Origin of the sequence: Pseudomonas sp. WAC2, from assembly GCF_030403525.1 — a bacterium.
Taxonomy (GTDB): Bacteria; Pseudomonadota; Gammaproteobacteria; order Pseudomonadales; family Pseudomonadaceae; genus Chryseomonas; species Chryseomonas luteola.
Window position 1 is genome coordinate 617310 of record NZ_JAUEPD010000002.1, and the last position, 17586, is coordinate 634895.

Genomic DNA, 17586 nt, shown 5'->3' on the forward strand with positions numbered 1-17586 from the left:
CGTGTGAGCCTGAGGGCTCACACTTCGTCGGGGCTGCGCAGGTTGGTTACCTGAATACGCTGTTCGCGTCGCTGCTCTCGTTGGGCTGGCATCTCGGCACGATAAATACCTTGCTCACCAACAACCCATGAGAGTGGACGACGCTCTTCGCCAATCGAGTCCTGCAAGAGCATCAAGCCTTGGAGGAATGCCTCGGGGCGAGGAGGGCAGCCCGGAATATAGACGTCTACAGGCAGGAACTTGTCCACGCCCTGGACTACCGAGTACACGTCGTACATACCACCGGAATTAGCGCAGGCGCCCATTGAGATGACCCACTTGGGTTCGAGCATCTGTTCGTACAGACGCTGAATGACCGGAGCCATCTTTATAAAGCAGGTACCTGCCACCACCATGAAATCCGCCTGGCGCGGTGAGGCCCGGATAACTTCAGCACCAAAGCGGGCGATATCGTGCGGCGCGGTAAACGCTGTGGTCATTTCCACATAGCAGCACGAGAGACCGAAGTTGTAAGGCCAGAGGGAGTTCTTGCGCCCCCAGTTGACGGTGTTGTGCAGGACGTCATCGAGCTTGCCCATAAAGATGTTCTTATGGACTTGCCCTTCAGTCGGATCGGAAACGGTTTCCCGTGTCCCGGCCGGATAGCGTTCTACGACCGCATCGGGATCGATCCTGGTAAGTTTGTATTGCATCGCCAAAGCCTCATTGTTTTAGCTTCGCCTGCCGCTTACGGCGGCCTTCAGGAGCCCAGTCGAGCGCCCCGATCCGCCATAGGTAAACAAGACCCGCCAACAGAATTGCTATGAAAACTGTAACTTCGATGAATCCAGCCCATCCTGATTCACGGACGGATACGGACCATGCGAAGAGAAAGAGCGCTTCGACGTCAAAGATCACGAACAGCATCGCGACCAGATAGAATTTAGCGGAGAGGCGCAGTCGCGCTCCACCGGTAGGAACGATACCCGACTCGAAGGGATCGTTTTTACTACGGCCAACAGCACGGCTGCCTAGCAGGCTGGAAACGCCGAGCATGAATCCTATAAGACCGACTACACCCAAAAGGAAAATCGCAAAGCTCCAATTGTGAGCTAGAAGACCGGTCGTATCAGGCATGCTCATGGTCCTTATCGTTTTTGCTAGTAAAAATCCTGCCTCATCCTGCGACATGACGTCGCAAGCGGCGGTGGAATTCTATTCCTGAATAACGCGTGTGTAAAATTTTTGACGAAAAAAGATTTGTTTAAATGATTTCCGTCAATCGTATTCAGGTAAAGTGGATTAAATCTTTGTTTATTAAGATTTATTCTCAACTAAATTTGCTGTTTAGACGCTCTAATAATTGAGTGATTTAGTTGGTTTTATAGGTGCAAATCGCTCTTGTTATTAGCGTAGCAGGCTCACTCTCAATTGCTAGAAGTATTGTTCTTTATAAATAAGCTGCGTAAGTTGAGCGTTTTAATATGAAGGGTCCAGGTAATATCTTATTGATATCACCTGGATTCGAATACGTCAGATGAAGCGTGTTGTGAAGTGCAATCAGCGCATGGACGCTAATGAGATATGTGCGTCTTGAAGGTTGATACGCCAGGGTGTTTTTTATTCGAGAAGGTCTACCTTAACCCTGAGTTGAGTATCCTGACTGCCCCGAGTTGAATATTCATACAGAGTTCCGTCCTCAGAACGTGAAGCATTCTGTGAAAAACCACTCAGCGTAATCCATTCACCTAGCCGGCCGCTGACGCGGGTGCTGGTGGATTGAGTATTGATAGTGTTGGGCTGATTTCTGTCCAGGCTGTTGTTGCCGCCATCTATTGTCAAATGTACAAGATTGCCTGTAAGGCTGGCAGTAACGTAAAAGCCACGGTTGAGATCGCGATACTCAGTACGGGTATAAGGGCGACCGTAAGGGTCGATTTCAGTGGTGGAAATAGGCACGCTTTGACCAATCTTGACCAAGGCAGGAGAGCCTTCCGTTGCCTGTACCTGCTGTGTGCCGTCTTGCTGTGTGCCGGTGCTGTTACTGATGATGCGAACCTGCGTATCTGGATGATTACCCAGTCGTCCGTTAACCGAGTAACCCTGCTCATCGCCCTCATCTGCATCGCGTGTATCGACAGTAATCAAAAGGCGATGCGGCTCTGTATCCAATTGAGATAACAGGCTTTTGATTTCAGTGATTTTGTTCGACTCAGCATTAACGATGAGTTGATTGCCATAGGTACTGACTTTGCCTTCTGAGCCCAAAGTGGATTGCACGATAGGCTGCAGTTCATCGGCGGTTCTGTAATTAAGGGGAATCACTTCAGTACGAGGTGCCGCCTGTGCTGCGAAAGCAGTCATCAGCATGGACAGAAATAAGGCCAAGTACGCGCGATAGGGCTTCATAACACCATGCTTCTCACGTTAGGGTCCGATTGGCTGGTTTGCCAGATGCTGTCGAATCTGCTCTGTTGCAAGCGAACAGTGGCTCTCGCGTTGTAATAGGCCGTGCCGGTATATAGCTGTGGGTTGTTGCGAATCACCAGGCCCTGATCGTCTATCAGTACGTAAGCGGTGTCGTCTGCCGGATAATCAGGCGAGCACCTGCGAATTAAAAAGTTACTGGTCAGGCGTCGTGCCAGATTGATGAGTCGATGGCTCTGACGTACAGCTTGGCCTGAGTCCTTGAGCAGTACGCGCAGGCGATTGCGAGGGTGCGCCAGTAAAAAACGTGTAATGGCGTGCTCTACATCGCTGCGGTTGTAGAGTTGTGGTTCAAAGTCTGGACTATAGATACAGATGCTGCGTCGGGCCTGGGAAAGCAATTCAACGATATGGAGAGCAGCAGCATCAGGAGTCTCGAAGCGCATCTCACGCTTTTCATTGGCTGCTACGGCCTCTGTTTGCTCCAGCGTAGAGTGTCTGGTCATGTCGACATGGGCGATACCCGCCTCCAGATATTCATCACCGGTGACAGTAAACCCCAGGCGCTGATAAAACGGAATGGCCTGGATTTGTGCGCTTAAAACCTGACGGTGTAATCCGCGTCGCTCGGCCTCGGATATCACTGCATGCATGATGGTTGAGCCAACATTGAGGCCGCGCCAGTCGCGTAAAACCGCAACGCGACCTATGCGGCCATCCTCCAGTAGGCGAGCAGTGCCTACTGGATAAAGACCCTCTTGAGCCAGAAAGTGTATGGCATGCTCATCTTCCGAGTCCCATTCCATTTCTGGCGGTACAGCCTGCTCTTGGATAAATACGGTTTCTCGTATATGTCTCAGGGCCTCGTTGTCACGCTTCCAGTCTGCGACGCGGATAGAGAGATCACTCATCAGCAAATACCAGGCTGCCTTGTTCAATGAGTTCGCGTATCAGTTCCCGGCCGGCTTCATCCTCTAGCCAGTTGCCCAGGTTTTCTTGATGCAATGCGTCAGCTGAGCATACCAGCGCAAGCAAGGGTTGAAGGTGGCCGGAAAGTAATCTGCTTTGACCGCTCGCGAAAATCATCACATCGTTGCCCATTTGTGACCAGGCCAGTCGTGCGCTGGGGTTGCGTATAAGGCAGGCACCATCTTCCAGAGCTTGGACCAGATCACCTTCTAGAAGAGACTCGCCGCTGATCAGCTCAGGGTAGCGCGGCTCGGTCATGTATTGGCCAAACCAGGCCAATAGCATCCGCTCATCATTGATGTGTTCTTGTATAAGGGCTTTAAGGCGATCTACAGCGTCTTGCTTGATCTGGCCAGAGTCTGCTGCCTGCACAGGTTCAGTGCCTGCATCACTATAGCGCTCTTCTTCCGGGATGAACTGAGTCAAAAAGTCGGTGAAGTGCGTCAAGACCTCTGAGGTACTGGGTGCGCGAAAACCTATCGAATAGGTCATGCACTCATCCTCGGCGATGCCATCATGGGCAAGCTGAGGGGGTAGATACAACATGTCGCCGGGTTCCAACACCCATTCATCGGTCTGCTCAAATTCCGCCAGGATCTTGATATCCGGGTTGTCCTGTAAAGGACTTTCACTGGTGCAACGCTGACCGATCTTCCAGCGACGTCGACCATAACCTTGCAAAAGGAATACGTCGTAGTTGTCGTAATGGGGACCAACGCCGCCGCCTGGTGCTGCATAGCTGATCATGACGTCGTCGATGCGCCAGCTTGGCAGGAATTTGAATGGTTCGACCAATTCGGCTACTTCAGGAACGAACTGGTCAACCGCTTGAACGAGCAGTGTCCACTCACGCTCAGGCAGGGTAGAAAAGTCTTCTTCCTTGAAGGGACCTTGGCGTAGCTGCCATAGGCCTTGTTCTCCGGGCGCGATGATGCGTGACTCAACTTCTTCTTCGAGAGCGAGGCCAGCCAGTTCGTCAGGAGATAGCGGTGTTTCGAAATCCGGGATGGCCTGACGGATCAACAGGGGTTTGCGCTGCCAATAGTCGCGCAGGAATTCTCGAGCCGTCAGGCCGCCCAACAGTTGCAAAGGAGTGTCTGCGTTCATGTCTGTCTCTGAAATAAAAAAGCCCGGCGCAGCCGGGCATAAGAATAGGCTCGGTATTCAAATACGCTTGGCTTGCTCTATAGCATTACCAATATAGTTGGCAGGTGTCAGCGCCTTGAGTTCTGCCTTGGCCTCCGCAGGAATGTCCAACCCTTCAATAAAAGTTTGCAGGGCTTCGGCGCTGATGCCTTTGCCGCGGGTCAATTCCTTGAGCTTTTCATACGGATTAGCTACGCCGTAACGACGCATGACGGTTTGAACCGGCTCGGCCAAGACTTCCCAGCAGTTGTCCAGATCGTCAGCGATACGCTGCGCATTCAGCTCCAGCTTGCTGATGCCCTTGAGCGTGGCTTCATAGGCAATAACACTATGGGCGAAGCCGACACCCAGATTACGAAGCACCGTCGAGTCGGTCAGGTCGCGCTGCCAGCGAGAGATAGGCAACTTGCTGGCAAGGTGCTGCAGAAGTGCATTGGCAATACCAAGGTTGCCTTCGGAGTTCTCGAAGTCGATCGGATTGACCTTATGTGGCATGGTCGAAGAACCGATTTCGCCCGCAACGGTTTTCTGCTTGAAGTAGCCTAGCGAAATATAGCCCCAGATATCCCGATCAAAATCGATCAGGATGGTGTTGAAGCGAGCAATGGCATCGAACAGTTCCGCAATATAGTCATGCGGCTCGATTTGCGTAGTGTAGGGGTTCCAGGTAAGACCCAGGTCATTCTCGACGAAGGCTTGTGCGTTCGCCTCCCAATTGATTTGGGAATAGGCCGACAGGTGTGCGTTGTAGTTACCTACGGCGCCGTTGATCTTGCCAAGCAGCTCGATACCAGCAATCTGCTTGATCTGGCGATCCAGGCGATACACCACGTTGGCCAGTTCCTTACCCAGTGTAGTAGGGGAGGCTGGCTGTCCGTGAGTGCGCGACAGCATCGGGACGTCGGCAAAACGGTGTGCCAGCTCGCGGATGGCGCCCGAGATGTTACGCATCAGTGGTAATAGAACGGTATCACGACCTTCGCGAAGCATGAGTGCATGAGAAAGGTTATTGATATCTTCTGATGTGCAAGCGAAGTGGATGAATTCGCTGACGGCATTGAGCTCAGGCAGTGCTGCAGCCTGCTCTTTCAGCAGATACTCAATAGCCTTGACGTCGTGGTTGGTCGTGCGCTCGATTTCCTTTACCCGTTCTGCCTGCTCCAGGCTAAAACTGGTTACCAGCTTTTCCAGAATCTCATTGGCCTGCGTGGAGAAAGGTGCTACTTCGGGGATGGCATCATGCGAGGCCAGACGCTGGAGCCAGCGAACTTCAACCATGGCGCGGAAACGGATCAGACCGTATTCGCTAAAAATCGGGCGCAGGGCTTGGGTTTTGCTGGCATAGCGGCCGTCAATAGGCGAAACCGCGGTAAGCGAGGAAAGCTGCATGGGGCATTCTCGACAGTCAATGAGAGGAAAAAGGCGCGATAGCATACACCAAAGCGCCATGTTTGGCTGAGCGCGAGCGAGATGGCTGATCAGCTGTTCAGGAGAGGATAGAGCTCATCAAGCATCTTGCGTCGACTAAAGACCATCTGCCAGCGGTGTCCGCCGAGTTGTCGCCAGAGACGGGCAGAACGAATGCCGGCCAATAGCAATGCTCTCACCTTGGCGGCGTTGGCCGGTATCTGTAGGTAACGCATCTCGCCATGCACCTGAATACGCTGGCGAAATGTACTCAGTGTGTCTTCATAGATACTGCCAAAGCTGGCAATGACGTTTTCATGCGTCAAACCAAAGTGTTGAACCTGCTGCTGCACCTGATCAAGGCGCTTGCCAATCAGTTCCAGCATATCTTCGCGCCGGTCTAGCCGTCGTTCCAGAGCGATCATCGACAAGGCGTATGTAAGAGGCTCTCGCTGCAGGCTTGAGGGGTTGCGCTCTAGGGCGCTGGACAACGCCCTCATGCCATCGCGCAGGTCGATACTGTCCCCGCCATAGACCTCAAGCGTGGTTTGTGGGTTTGTAACCAGCAGGCTGCCCAACATGCAGGCCAGTGGCGCCTCGCTGATCTGTCCCGTCTTGGCCAGGCGATCGACTAGAAACGCGGCCTCGAAGACAGCACCCAGTGCTACCAGTTGCTCATGTATCGACGTCATGCTGCAGGGCTCTCCCTATATGCAGGCTCAGCGTCTTCGATAACACCACCGCCCAGGCAAATCTCTCCATCATAGAAAACGACAGATTGACCTGGGGTGACAGCCCTTTGTGGCGCTTCAAAGACAGCACGATAACCGGTGGCTGTTCTTTCAAGGCGGCAGGCCTGATCCTGCTGGCGATACCGTACTTTGGCTTTCAGCTTGAGAGGGGACGTCAAATCGACCGGGTTGACCCAGTAAATAGTGTTGACGGTCAACGCCTGAGAATACAGCCAGGGGTGTTCGTTACCCTGACCAACGATCAGAACGTTACGCTTCAGGTCTTTGCTCAGGACGTACCATGGGTCATCTCCGGAATCCTTCATGCCACCGATGCCCAGCCCCTGCCGCTGACCAATGGTGTGATACATCAGCCCATGATGTTTGCCGATGATCTTGCCTTCGGTGGTTTCGATATTGCCGGGCTGAGCGGGCAGGTACTGCTTGAGGAAATCGGCAAAGCGGCGCTCGCCGATAAAGCAGATACCGGTAGAGTCTTTTTTTCGTGCTGTGGCCAGTCCGTATTTTTCGGCAATCGCGCGAACTTCGGGCTTTTCCAGTTCGCCTACCGGGAACAATGTCTTGGCCAGCTGTTCGCCACCCACTGCGTGGAGGAAATAGCTCTGGTCCTTGTTGGGATCCAGGCCTTTTAGTAGCTGGGTCTGGTCGTTTTCGTCCCGACGGCGAACATAGTGACCCGTGGCGATAAGATCGCCCCCCAGCATCAAGGCGTAGTCAAGAAATGCCTTGAACTTGATTTCCCGGTTACACAGGATGTCCGGATTGGGCGTTCGGCCTGCCTTGTACTCTTCCAGGAAGTGTTCGAAGACGTTATCCCAATATTCGGCTGCGAAGTTGGCCGTGTGCAGCTTGATACCAATCCGGTCGCACACTGCCTGGGCGTCAGCCAGGTCTTCTTTGGCTGTACAGTATTCAGTGCCGTCATCCTCTTCCCAGTTTTTCATGAAGAGGCCTTCGACCTGGTATCCCTGTTCCTTCAGGAGCAGCGCTGAAACAGAGGAGTCCACTCCGCCTGACATGCCGACGATGACGCGTGTTGAAGAGGGCGTATGCATATGCAGAAGTATTCAGGAAAAAGCACAGTTTAACAGGGTAGGGCAGGGCGCGGCGACTTAGAGACGGATCACTTCCAAGGGGAAGGAGCCAGTGCTGAGATAATCATCAATGCAGCGCAGGACCAACTCACTGCGCCAGGAGGCCTCATTTGCAATCAGCTCCTCTCGTGTCATCCATTTAGGGCCGATAATGCCCTCGTCGAGTGGGTGCTCGGGTAGGTGACGAAGCGGGCGTGCTGAAAAGCAGACGCGCTGGTAGGTCACGCCGTTGCTGGGAGCGGTATACAAATAAATGCCTGTGACACCTGTAAGCTCAACCTCCCAACCGGTTTCTTCGAGGGTTTCTCTACGTGCGGCATCGAGCAGACTTTCATTGGCCTCAAGGTGCCCGGCCGGCTGATTGAGGCGTGGCTGGCCATCAATCAGCTCTTCGGTAAACAGAAAACGTCCCTGATCTTCAATAACGGTTGCGACGGTGATATGGGGTTCCCATTTCATAAGAGGCCCTGTTTTCAGTGAAGCATAGAGGTAAAGGCTGAAAGCAGAACCCCGGCACTGGGCCGGGGTTCTGTAAGCACTAGCGTGTCATATTAGGACAGCGTGGCCAGAGCTTCGTTAAGGGTCGCGCTTGGACGCATTGCCTTGCTGGCGAGTTCTGCGCTCGGGTGGTAATAGCCGCCAATATCCACAGGCTTGCCCTGTACTTCGTTCAATTCGGCAACGATCTTGGCTTCGTTGTCGGCAAGCTGCTTGGCCAGCTTGGAGAACTTCGCCTGCAGCTCGCCATCCTCGGTTTGCTCAGCCAGTGCCTGAGCCCAGTAAAGGGCTAGGTAGAAGTGGCTGCCACGGTTGTCCAGTTCGCCTACCTTGCGTGAAGGTGACTTATTGCTGTCCAGGAACTTACCGTTGGCTTGGTCCAGTGTCTTAGCGAACAGGCGGGCCTTGGCATTATTGGTCGCATGGCCGTAGTGATCCAGCGATTCGGAGAGCGCCAGGAACTCACCCAGAGAGTCCCAACGGAGATGGTTTTCCTGTACGAACTGCTGAACGTGCTTGGGTGCAGAGCCGCCCGCGCCAGTCTCGAACAGACCGCCACCGTTCATAAGCGGAACGATGGACAGCATCTTGGCACTGGTACCAAGCTCCATGATGGGGAACAGGTCGGTCAGGTAGTCACGCAATACGTTACCGGTAACGGAAATCGTGTCCTTGCCTGCACGGATGCGCTCAAGGGACAGGCGAGTTGCCTCAACCGGAGAGAGGATCTGAATGTCCAGACCAGCGGTGTCGTGATCCTTCAGGTAGGTCTGTACCTTTTTGATCAATTGGGCATCATGGGCGCGTGCAGGATCCAGCCAGAACACTGCCGGGGTGTTGCTGGCACGTGCGCGGTTAACTGCCAGTTTTACCCAGTCGCGGACCGGAGCATCCTTGGTCTGGCACATGCGCCAGATATCATCTGCCTCAACAGTATGCTCAAGAAGAACATTGCCGTTGGTGTCAGTAACACGAACCACGCCGTCAGCGGGGATCTTGAACGTCTTGTCGTGGGAGCCGTATTCCTCGGCCTTCTGAGCCATCAGGCCTACGTTAGGTACGCTACCCATGGTAGCCGGATCGAAAGCGCCGTTTTGCTTGCAGTCTTCGATAACCGCTTGATAGACACCGGCATAGCAGCGATCAGGGATCATGGCCAGGGTATCGTACAGCTTGCCATCGGCGCCCCACATCTTGCCTGATTCACGAATCATGGCGGGCATGGAGGCATCGACAATCACATCGCTTGGAACGTGCAGGTTGGTAATACCCTTGTCAGAGTTCACCATGGCCAGCTGGGGGCGCTGCTCGTAAACAGCTTTGATATCCGCTTCGATTTCTGCCTGCTTGTCTTCCGGCAAGGTTTTGATCTTGGCGTACAGGTCACCAATACCATTGTTTAAGTCAACACCCAGCTGATTCAGTGTGTCAGCATGCTTTTTGAGCGCATCAGCATAAAACACCGAAACTACGTGGCCAAACATGATCGGGTCGGAGACCTTCATCATGGTTGCCTTGAGGTGCAGGGACAGCAGGACGTTGCTGTTCTTTGCGTCAGCAATTGCGGCTTCGATAAAGCTGGCCAGAGCCTTCTTGCTCATGACCGATGCATCGATCAACTCGCCAGCTGTTACGGATGTTTTTTCCTTCAGTACCTGCGTGCTGCCATCGTTGGTGGTCAGCTCGATCTTGACCGTGCCTGATGCTTCGATCAGGGCAGACTTTTCGCTGCCGTAGAAGTCGCCCTCATTCATGTGCGCGACCTTGGTCTTGGAGTCTGCACTCCAAGCGCCCATTTTATGGGGATGTTTTTTGGCGTAGTTCTTGACGGAAAGAGGTGCGCGGCGGTCAGAGTTACCCTCGCGGAGAACCGGGTTAACAGCGCTGCCTTTGATCTTGTCGTAGCGAGATTTGACGTCTTTTTCCGTGTCGTCTTTTGGCTCGTCCGGGTAGTTCGGTAGTGTGTAGCCTTGATCTTGAAGTTCTTTGATAGCTGCTTTCAACTGAGGAACCGAGGCGCTGATGTTAGGCAGCTTGATGATGTTGGCTTCGGGAGTAGTAGCCAGTTGGCCCAGTTCGGCCAAGTGGTCAGAAATCTTTTGGTCTTCGCTTAGATATTCAGGAAAAGTAGCGATGATGCGGCCAGCTAGAGAGATGTCGCGGGTTTCAACAGCAATGCCTGATGATTCGGTAAACGCTTTGACGATAGGAAGCAGGGAATAGGTGGCAAGGGCAGGTGCTTCGTCTGTAAGCGTATAGATGATCTTCGACGTTGTAGACATTTGTTACGTTAACCTCTCTGTATCATAGCGATTGCGCCTATTTGAATGGCACCGAACCAGCTAGTTCACCGACAAGGCACCGGTAGACGCAGATGAAAACGCGAGATTTGAGAACAATTCCGGGCACTTGAGCAGGCCAGAAAGGTTTGCCGTTAACGACGCGCCGGGTTTCAAGCCTGCACACACTGAGGCAGGCCCGACCGGACCCGTCCCGGATTGATCTCGGGCTTCTAGGGCCCAAAAATCGTCACGGAGTATATCAGCTGGGGAGGTCTTTCGCATTGCCGGGTTTGTTTGAATAACTACACAAATCTTTATAAGTGAAGTGATTACCTTTCAAATGTTTATTTTCTGAACAATTGGCTCTTTAAAAGAGCGTAGTTCCTGCTTGGGACTTGGCTAATCTATTGGTTTTAATAAATTAGTTTTTAAACGAATAAAGTCTTTTAACTGCTGCGTAATAAAAAGCCCCGAGCAGGTTGGGGCTTTTTATTTGATTTAGCGTTGTTGGCGCAGTAGCGCCTCTATACGCTCCTCCAGAGGAGGGTGGCTCATGAACAGACCGGCAAAGCCATGGCCCTTGCTGCTCTTGATACCAAAAGCGGTCAGGGTGTCTGGCATTTGTCCTTGAATGTTCTGTTCCGCACGCAAGCGCTGCAGTGCAGAAACCATTGCATTTGTACCTGCCAGGCGTGCGCCTGCTTCGTCTGCACGGAATTCGCGAAAGCGCGAGAACCACATGACGATGATAGTCGCCAGGATGCCCAGAACCAGTTCAGCGACGATACTGGTAATGTAATAGGCGGGCCCATGACCTTCCTCTGTCTTGAAGACGGCCTTGTCGATGAAATTGCCGAATATGCGAGCAAAGAACATGACGAAGGTGTTCACGACGCCTTGGATCAGGCTCAGTGTCACCATGTCGCCGTTGGCTACGTGACCAATCTCGTGCGCCAGAACGGCGCGCACTTCTTCAGGTGAGAAGCGCTCAAGCAAACCCTGGCTTACCGCAACCAGTGCATCATTCTTGTTCCAGCCCGTTGCAAAGGCATTCGCTTCATAGGCAGGAAAGATGCCGACCTCAGGCATCCGGATGCCCGCCTCGCGAGACAGATCCTCAACAGTTTGCAGTAGCCATTGCTCGTGACGAGTTCGGGGCTGACTGATGATTTCGGTTCCGGTGCTCATCTTGGCCATCCACTTGGAAATGAATAGCGAGAATAGCGAGCCGGCAAAACCGAAGACGGCACAGAAAATCAGAAGACTTCCGTAGTTCTGGCCTGTAAAACGATCTACTCCCAGCACTTTAAGCGTAATGCTGGCGATCAGCAGTACGGCCAAGTTGGTGCCAAGGAACAGCAGAATTCGCATCATGGTGTAAAGCTTCTCCTAACAACCGGAAGACTATTTCCTAGCGGCGTATATAAGGTCCGGTTGTTAGGGTTTCAATCAATCGACTATTTCAAACTATGTCGTTTTGTTGGCAGGCCTGAGTAAAAGACGCGTCAACAGCACCACTCGTTCGCTATCGCTTTCTGCCAGAGCGTCCCGTAGATGCTGGGCTAGGGTAGAACGTTGGCGTCTCACGCTAGGCGGAAGCGCTTCTGCTTCCTTAAGTAAGTGAGCGTGACTCGCTGAAAGACGTAGAAACGCTTTTTCGGTCAGGATGGCCTGGTCAAGTGCATCATAACCAAGGTTAGTGGTGTAGCGCAGATAGTCCTCTTCAGCGAGCCAGAGCAGCGCGCTAAAACAGCTCTGATGTCTAACACTGGGAAGCCCGAACTGGTCGGGCTCCTCTCGTCCAATCAGATCTTCGACATAGAGCGTCGCCTTGCGTGGAAAGCTTTGATAAAGCGCCAGCAGGCCTTTCGCTGCATCCTTGTAGAAGTCTTCGATATGGAGGTCCATGGGCCTACTGCCGGTAATGTTTGAGGAAATTGCCAATTCGGCCAATAGCCTGTTCAAGGTCATCCACGCGTGGCAGGGTCACTACACGGAAGTGGTCAGGCCAAGGCCAGTTGAAGGCGGTGCCTTGAACGATAAGCAGTTTTTCCGAAAGCAGAAGATCCAGAACAAACTTTTCATCATTGTGGATTGGGCAAACCTTTGGATCGATTCTGGGGAAGGCATATAGCGCCCCCATAGGCTTTACGCAGCTTACGCCAGGGATGTCGTTCAATAGCGCCCAGGCACGGTTGCGCTGTTCCAATAAGCGCCCGTTGGGCAGTACCAGGTCATTGATGCTCTGGTAACCGCCCAGGGCGGTCTGAATGGCATGCTGGCTGGGCACGTTTGCACATAGGCGCATGTTGGCAAGGATATCAAGCCCTTCGATATAGCTCTGAGCTTTATGTTTAGGACCGGAAATGGCAACCCAGCCCGAACGGAAGCCTGCCACGCGGTAGGATTTCGACAGGCCGTTAAACGTCAGGCACAGGACATCGGGCGCAAGCGAAGCCGTTGAAATATGCACTGCTTCGTCGTACAGGATCTTGTCATAGATCTCGTCCGAAAAAATGACAAGGTTATGCTGGCGCGCCAGCTCCACGATATCTTCCAGAACCTCTTTGGAGTACACGGCACCCGTAGGATTGTTCGGGTTGATCAGCACCAGGGCTTTGGTATTAGAGGTGATTTTGCTGGCCATGTCTGAAAGGTCCGGAAACCAGTCCGACTGCTCATCGCATAGGTAGTGGACAGGTTTGCCGCCCGCCAGGCTGACAGCTGCAGTCCAGAGGGGATAATCTGGCGCCGGGATCAGAACCTCATCACCGTTGTTGAGCAGGGCCTGCATGGCCATGACGATCAGCTCGGATACACCGTTACCCAAATAGATGTCTTCAATGCCAACGCCCTCTACCTGCTTTTGCTGGTAGTACTGCATGACTGCCTTGCGCGCGCTGAACAGGCCCTTAGAATCGCTGTAACCTTGTGCGGTAGGCAGGTTGCGGATCACATCCTGAAGGATTTCTTCAGGTGCTTCGAAACCGAACGGTGCGGGGTTGCCAATGTTGAGTTTGAGGATGCGGTGGCCTTCCTCCTCCAGACGCTTGGCATGCTTTAACACTGGCCCACGAATGTCATAGCAGACGTTGGCTAGCTTGTTCGATTTACTGACCTGCATGTGTAACGGATCCCGGTTGGTAATAGCGAAGGGCGACCTGCGAAAGGTGCATGGTCGATGTCTGACTGTAGGTAGGCGTGCCTATCGGCTTGGCAGCGCCCTCAACGAGTGACAGACTGGAAGCAGATCATACGACTGCCCCTGCGTTTTCAAAAGAGACAGATGGGGCCTTTTCCATGGCGGAGGTGTTCATCCTATGGATAAAGTCATCAAATCCGAAGATGTTTGGCGTGACCAGCTGGATAATGACCAGTTTCGGGTGTGCAGGCTAAAGGCGACGGAAGCGCCGTATACAGGTAAGTATTGCGATACCAAGACGCCTGGGGTATACCAGTGTGTTTGTTGTGGGCAAGCGCTTTTCGATTCGGAGACCAAATACAGTTCAGGCTGTGGCTGGCCCAGCTTTTATCAGCCCATCTCGAATGATGCCTTGCGAGAGGAAGAGGATTTTAGTCATGGGATGCATCGTATAGAAGTGCTTTGTTCGCGTTGCGATGCGCACCTGGGGCATGTGTTCCCGGATGGTCCACGACCGACGGGTTTGCGTTACTGCATAAACTCCGTTGCGCTGGATCTTGTCCCGCGTGATGAATAAAACAGACGCTCAAGCTGCGGAAGGCAAAAGCCTTTTGCGGATTCCGTTTACATTGATGAATGGGAAAGCGTGCTGCCTGGCTGATCTTTCTGCGCAAGCCTATCTGTTGGTCAACACTGCCAGTCGCTGTGGATTCACGCCTCAATACGAGGGGCTTGAGACGTTGTGGCAGGCTTACAAGGCTCAAGGGTTAGTAATTGTGGCCTTTCCATGTGATCAGTTCGGTCATCAGGAGCCTGCCGACAACGGTGAGATCGAACAGTTTTGCAAGGCCCGCTTTGGTGTCTCCTTTAACGTATCTCAAAAGATAGAGGTCAATGGTGCCGATGCCCATCCTTTATTCGAGGTACTAAAGGCGAAGGCGCCGGGGGTGCTAGGTACGCAGCGTATAAAGTGGAACTTCACAAAGTTTCTGGTTAGTGGCGATGGTGAAAGGATCAAACGCTTCGCGCCGCTGGAAAAGCCTGCGTCGCTAAAAGGGCAGGTAGAGCGGTTTCTTTCGCTGTGACTCGAATGTCATGCTGAATCTTGCGGCTCTCGCTATATATAAAGGTGAGTCGCCGTTTTTGTGTAAGGATAAGTCCGTGGAATCTAGACTCGATACATTTCTGGCACGTGCGGAAGGCGTGCTGGCCCGTTTGGAGCCTTTATTGCCAGCACTGCGCGAGCCGATTGATTGGTCTCAAACTGTTGCGGCTCGCTGGCGTCGTGAAGGGCAGGGAGGGTATCTGCAGCCTATTGAGGTCAATCTGGATCTGCGATTATCTGATTTACAGGGCGTTGATAGACAGCAGGTCCTGCTTGGGCAGAATACGCAGCAGTTTGTAGACGGCATGCCGGCCAATCATGCTCTGTTATGGGGCGCTCGCGGTACAGGCAAGTCATCCCTGGTCAGAGCATTGCTCGCTGAGTATGCACAGCGCGGATTGCGGCTGATAGAGATTGAGCGTGATCATCTGACAGATCTGCCACGTGTGGTTGCGCAAATCAGTAAACAGCCTCAGCGGTTTGTGTTGTTTTGTGATGATTTGTCGTTTGATGCCAGCAACGATGATTATCGAGTGCTGAAAAGCGTACTGGATGGCTCGCTTGAGCAGGCGCCTGATAACGTTCTGCTTTATGCAACTTCGAATCGCCGGCATTTGGTGTCTGAGCGACAAAGCGATAACGCTGACTGGGAGCGAAGTGCGGATGGCGAGCTACACCCTAGTGAGGCAGTAGAAGACAAGATCGCGCTCTCGGATCGATTTGGGTTATGGCTTTCCTTTTATCCTTTTACCCAGGATCAGTTTCTTCAGGTAACCAAGCACTGGGTCGAAGTACTGGCTACCCGCGCGCAGCTTGTGTGGCAGTGGAGTGAGGAAACTGAAAAGGAAGCTATTCGCTGGGCGCTCGGCCGAGGTAATCGAAATGGCCGCTGTGCCTATCAATTCGCCCGTCATTGGGTTGGTAAGCAGCTTTTGGATGTCGCAAATGCGTGATTTGAGTGAAGTGGGAAACGATCTGGGTGGCTATGAGCTACTAGCGGCACAGTTAGAAGCGCTTCTTTCTGGCGAAAACGATTTTATCGCCAACGCCTCGCAGTGTTCTGCCTTTCTTTTCCATGAGTTGCCTGACCTAAACTGGGCGGGCTTTTATCTGTGCAAAGACAATGAGCTTGTGCTTGGTCCGTTCCAGGGCAAGGTTGCTTGCGTTCGCATACCCTTTGGGCGTGGTGTCTGTGGTACGGCGGCGCAAACGCGCGAGACGCAGCGCGTTGAGGATGTACATGTATTCGCGGGGCACATTGCTTGTGACAGTGCGTCAAACAGTGAACTTGTTATTCCATTGATAAAGAATGAACGTCTGATTGGTGTGCTGGATCTTGATAGCCCCAAGCTAGGTAGGTTCAGCCTGGATGATCAGAAAGGTATCGAGCGATTGGCAGCAATACTGCTAGCCGCAAGTGATTGCTGATAATAAAAGCGCAGCCCCTTGGGGCTGCGCTTTTATTGCTATTAGTCGTAGAGTGACTTCATAGGGGCATCTTCCTTCTCCATCTCCTCTAGCCCCTTTAATAGTTGCGTAGGTTCGCGGACCGGTTGCCCAGCACCAATTTCTCCCTTGATGACGCTGACTTGTTCATCAAGGTACTGAAGATGTTCATTGAACTTGTCTGAGTGAGGCTGTTTGCGGATATATTGAGCGGCTTTCTCAAATGCCTGTCTAGCAGGAGCCAGTTGTCCCTGATCAATAAACTGACGGCCCAGGTGATCAAAGAATTCGAAGTGAAGTAGCGTCATTAGCGCTCTTATTTCCTCGTCCCAATAACCAGCCTCTTTAGCCTCAATCAGTCCATTCTGGATGGCGTAGGTGATTTGTGCGTGTAAATTTTCAAGCTGCGCACGAACCTGCTTTGCCTTGGCTTCATTTGCGATAACCTGGGCTGCGTTTGTGATCTCGATTTGATCACCCTTGGCCAGCTCAGCTTCCAGATGATTCATGCGTGCAGCCAATACGGGAGTCTTCTCCTTATTAGGCATGCGCTGAAGAAGTGTCAGTTCAAGCCTTGATAGTAAAAGCTTGAGGGCAGGGGTCATCCATTGCCCCGGTAACGTGTCGGACAGCTGCTCATAGCGTCGGATGCGGTTAACCAGCTCCGCTTTCAAGCGTGTCTTTTCAAGCTGATGCGCTTCAAGCTTCTGGTTGAGAAAGCTGATGAAAATCAACAGTACAGCTCCCGTCACAACCAAAATGGCAATTATAGATACAGACATCAAGGCCTCCTGCTGGCCTGCGAGTCAATAAAACAAGTACTACTATATTGGCAGCGTGGCCATCTTCTTTAATGGCAAAGTCATTGATTTAAAAAAATTTAAATAGGTGTTGACGGGTCTCGAATGTCTCTCTAGAATGCGCGCCACTTCAGACGCAAAGCTGAAAGCGAAGCGAAAGAGGTAGGAACTGTTAAAGCTCCAAGGCTGCGTCCCCTTCGTCTAGTGGCCTAGGACACCGCCCTTTCACGGCGGTAACAGGGGTTCGAGTCCCCTAGGGGACGCCATATGCGGGAATAGCTCAGTTGGTAGAGCACGACCTTGCCAAGGTCGGGGTCGCGAGTTCGAGTCTCGTTTCCCGCTCCAAGTTTTAAAGCATGGCATGCGCGGTGCTTGTGTTAATAGAAATATGCTTTGCATGTTTCAAGGGTTTGTCCCCTTCGTCTAGTGGCCTAGGACACCGCCCTTTCACGGCGGTAACAGGGGTTCGAGTCCCCTAGGGGACGCCATATGCGGGAATAGCTCAGTTGGTAGAGCACGACCTTGCCAAGGTCGGGGTC

At 52.7% G+C, this 17586-nt stretch carries 17 protein-coding genes, 3 tRNA genes and 1 pseudogene; 7 read left to right on the top strand and 14 right to left on the bottom strand.

Annotation, left to right across the window (positions count from 1 at the left end):
* Positions 1–17: 17 nt before the first annotated feature.
* The 13 genes and pseudogenes from QWJ10_RS07060 to QWJ10_RS07120 all read right to left on the bottom strand — a co-directional run bounded on the left by QWJ10_RS07060 (position 18) and on the right by QWJ10_RS07120 (position 13678).
* Positions 18–692 (bottom strand): NADH-quinone oxidoreductase subunit B, encoded by a 675-nt coding sequence (locus tag QWJ10_RS07060; RefSeq protein WP_010794903.1) that lies wholly within the window; start codon positions 690–692, stop codon positions 18–20.
* A 10-nt stretch (positions 693–702) separates the two neighbouring features.
* Positions 703–1116 (bottom strand): NADH-quinone oxidoreductase subunit A, encoded by a 414-nt coding sequence (locus QWJ10_RS07065; RefSeq protein ID WP_010794902.1) that lies wholly within the window; start codon positions 1114–1116, stop codon positions 703–705.
* Between the two features lie 483 nt (positions 1117–1599).
* The gene (locus QWJ10_RS07070; RefSeq protein WP_289925017.1) at positions 1600–2388 is read right to left on the bottom strand and encodes a secretin N-terminal domain-containing protein; all 789 of its coding nucleotides are present in this window, start codon (positions 2386–2388) and stop codon (positions 1600–1602) included.
* Positions 2389–2897: 509 nt separating this feature from the next.
* Positions 2898–3317, bottom strand: a pseudogene (locus QWJ10_RS07075) (GNAT family N-acetyltransferase); the annotation flags it as partial.
* Positions 3310–4482, bottom strand: a complete 1173-nt coding sequence (locus tag QWJ10_RS07080) for a cupin domain-containing protein (RefSeq protein WP_289925018.1) — start codon at positions 4480–4482, stop codon at positions 3310–3312. The gene QWJ10_RS07080 and the pseudogene QWJ10_RS07075, both read right to left, overlap by 8 nt.
* Before the next feature lie 57 nt (positions 4483–4539).
* The gene (gene purB / locus QWJ10_RS07085; protein ID WP_074823921.1) at positions 4540–5910 is read right to left on the bottom strand and encodes an adenylosuccinate lyase; all 1371 of its coding nucleotides are present in this window, start codon (positions 5908–5910) and stop codon (positions 4540–4542) included.
* An 89-nt stretch (positions 5911–5999) separates the two neighbouring features.
* A complete protein-coding gene (hflD, locus tag QWJ10_RS07090; protein WP_289925020.1) occupies positions 6000–6620 on the bottom strand; it encodes a high frequency lysogenization protein HflD in 621 nt (206 codons plus the stop codon).
* On the bottom strand, positions 6617–7735 hold the full coding sequence (mnmA, locus tag QWJ10_RS07095; protein WP_125888304.1) for a tRNA 2-thiouridine(34) synthase MnmA: 1119 nt from the start codon (positions 7733–7735) through the stop codon (positions 6617–6619). The genes hflD and mnmA overlap by 4 nt, the downstream gene beginning before the upstream one ends.
* A 57-nt stretch (positions 7736–7792) precedes the next feature.
* Positions 7793–8233: an NUDIX hydrolase gene (locus tag QWJ10_RS07100; protein ID WP_019365798.1), complete on the bottom strand. Its 441-nt coding sequence runs from the start codon at positions 8231–8233 to the stop codon at positions 7793–7795.
* A 92-nt stretch (positions 8234–8325) separates the two neighbouring features.
* Positions 8326–10554: an NADP-dependent isocitrate dehydrogenase gene (locus QWJ10_RS07105; RefSeq protein ID WP_289925026.1), complete on the bottom strand. Its 2229-nt coding sequence runs from the start codon at positions 10552–10554 to the stop codon at positions 8326–8328.
* Between the two features lie 498 nt (positions 10555–11052).
* Positions 11053–11928, bottom strand: a complete 876-nt coding sequence (htpX, locus tag QWJ10_RS07110) for a protease HtpX (protein WP_010794893.1) — start codon at positions 11926–11928, stop codon at positions 11053–11055.
* Between the two features lie 93 nt (positions 11929–12021).
* Positions 12022–12462 carry a hypothetical protein gene (locus QWJ10_RS07115; protein WP_010794892.1) on the bottom strand — a complete coding sequence of 147 codons (441 nt, stop codon included), beginning with the start codon at positions 12460–12462 and terminating at the stop codon, positions 12022–12024.
* 4 nt (positions 12463–12466) lie between these two features.
* Complete coding sequence (locus QWJ10_RS07120) at positions 12467–13678, bottom strand: pyridoxal phosphate-dependent aminotransferase (protein ID WP_010794891.1); 1212 nt, start codon at positions 13676–13678, stop codon at positions 12467–12469.
* A gap of 196 nt (positions 13679–13874) precedes the next feature.
* On the opposite strand from QWJ10_RS07120, the gene msrB reads away from it, so the two are divergent.
* The 4 genes from msrB (at position 13875) to QWJ10_RS07140 (ending at position 16229) form a co-directional block, all read left to right on the top strand.
* The gene (msrB, locus tag QWJ10_RS07125) at positions 13875–14273 is read left to right on the top strand and encodes a peptide-methionine (R)-S-oxide reductase MsrB (RefSeq protein ID WP_010794890.1); all 399 of its coding nucleotides are present in this window, start codon (positions 13875–13877) and stop codon (positions 14271–14273) included.
* Positions 14266–14781: a glutathione peroxidase gene (locus QWJ10_RS07130; protein WP_019365803.1), complete on the top strand. Its 516-nt coding sequence runs from the start codon at positions 14266–14268 to the stop codon at positions 14779–14781. The genes msrB and QWJ10_RS07130 overlap by 8 nt, the downstream gene beginning before the upstream one ends.
* 76 nt (positions 14782–14857) lie before the next feature.
* Positions 14858–15754, top strand: coding sequence for an ATP-binding protein (locus QWJ10_RS07135; protein ID WP_019365804.1), 897 nt, complete (start codon positions 14858–14860; stop codon positions 15752–15754).
* Positions 15747–16229, top strand: coding sequence for a GAF domain-containing protein (locus tag QWJ10_RS07140; protein ID WP_010794887.1), 483 nt, complete (start codon positions 15747–15749; stop codon positions 16227–16229). Before QWJ10_RS07135 ends, QWJ10_RS07140 begins: the two co-directional genes overlap by 8 nt.
* Positions 16230–16270: 41 nt before the next feature.
* Here the strand turns inward: QWJ10_RS07140 and QWJ10_RS07145 are convergent, their stop codons facing one another.
* On the bottom strand, positions 16271–17032 hold the full coding sequence (locus QWJ10_RS07145) for a hypothetical protein (RefSeq protein WP_289925037.1): 762 nt from the start codon (positions 17030–17032) through the stop codon (positions 16271–16273).
* Between the two features lie 205 nt (positions 17033–17237).
* Between QWJ10_RS07145 and QWJ10_RS07150 the strand changes: the two genes are divergently transcribed.
* The 3 genes from QWJ10_RS07150 (at position 17238) to QWJ10_RS07160 (ending at position 17535) form a co-directional block, all read left to right on the top strand.
* Positions 17238–17313 (top strand) — tRNA-Glu (locus QWJ10_RS07150).
* A 3-nt stretch (positions 17314–17316) separates the two neighbouring features.
* Positions 17317–17392 (top strand) — tRNA-Gly (locus QWJ10_RS07155).
* Positions 17393–17459: 67 nt separating this feature from the next.
* Positions 17460–17535: transfer RNA gene (locus QWJ10_RS07160), tRNA-Glu, on the top strand.
* The last annotated feature ends 51 nt before the right edge of the window (positions 17536–17586 follow it).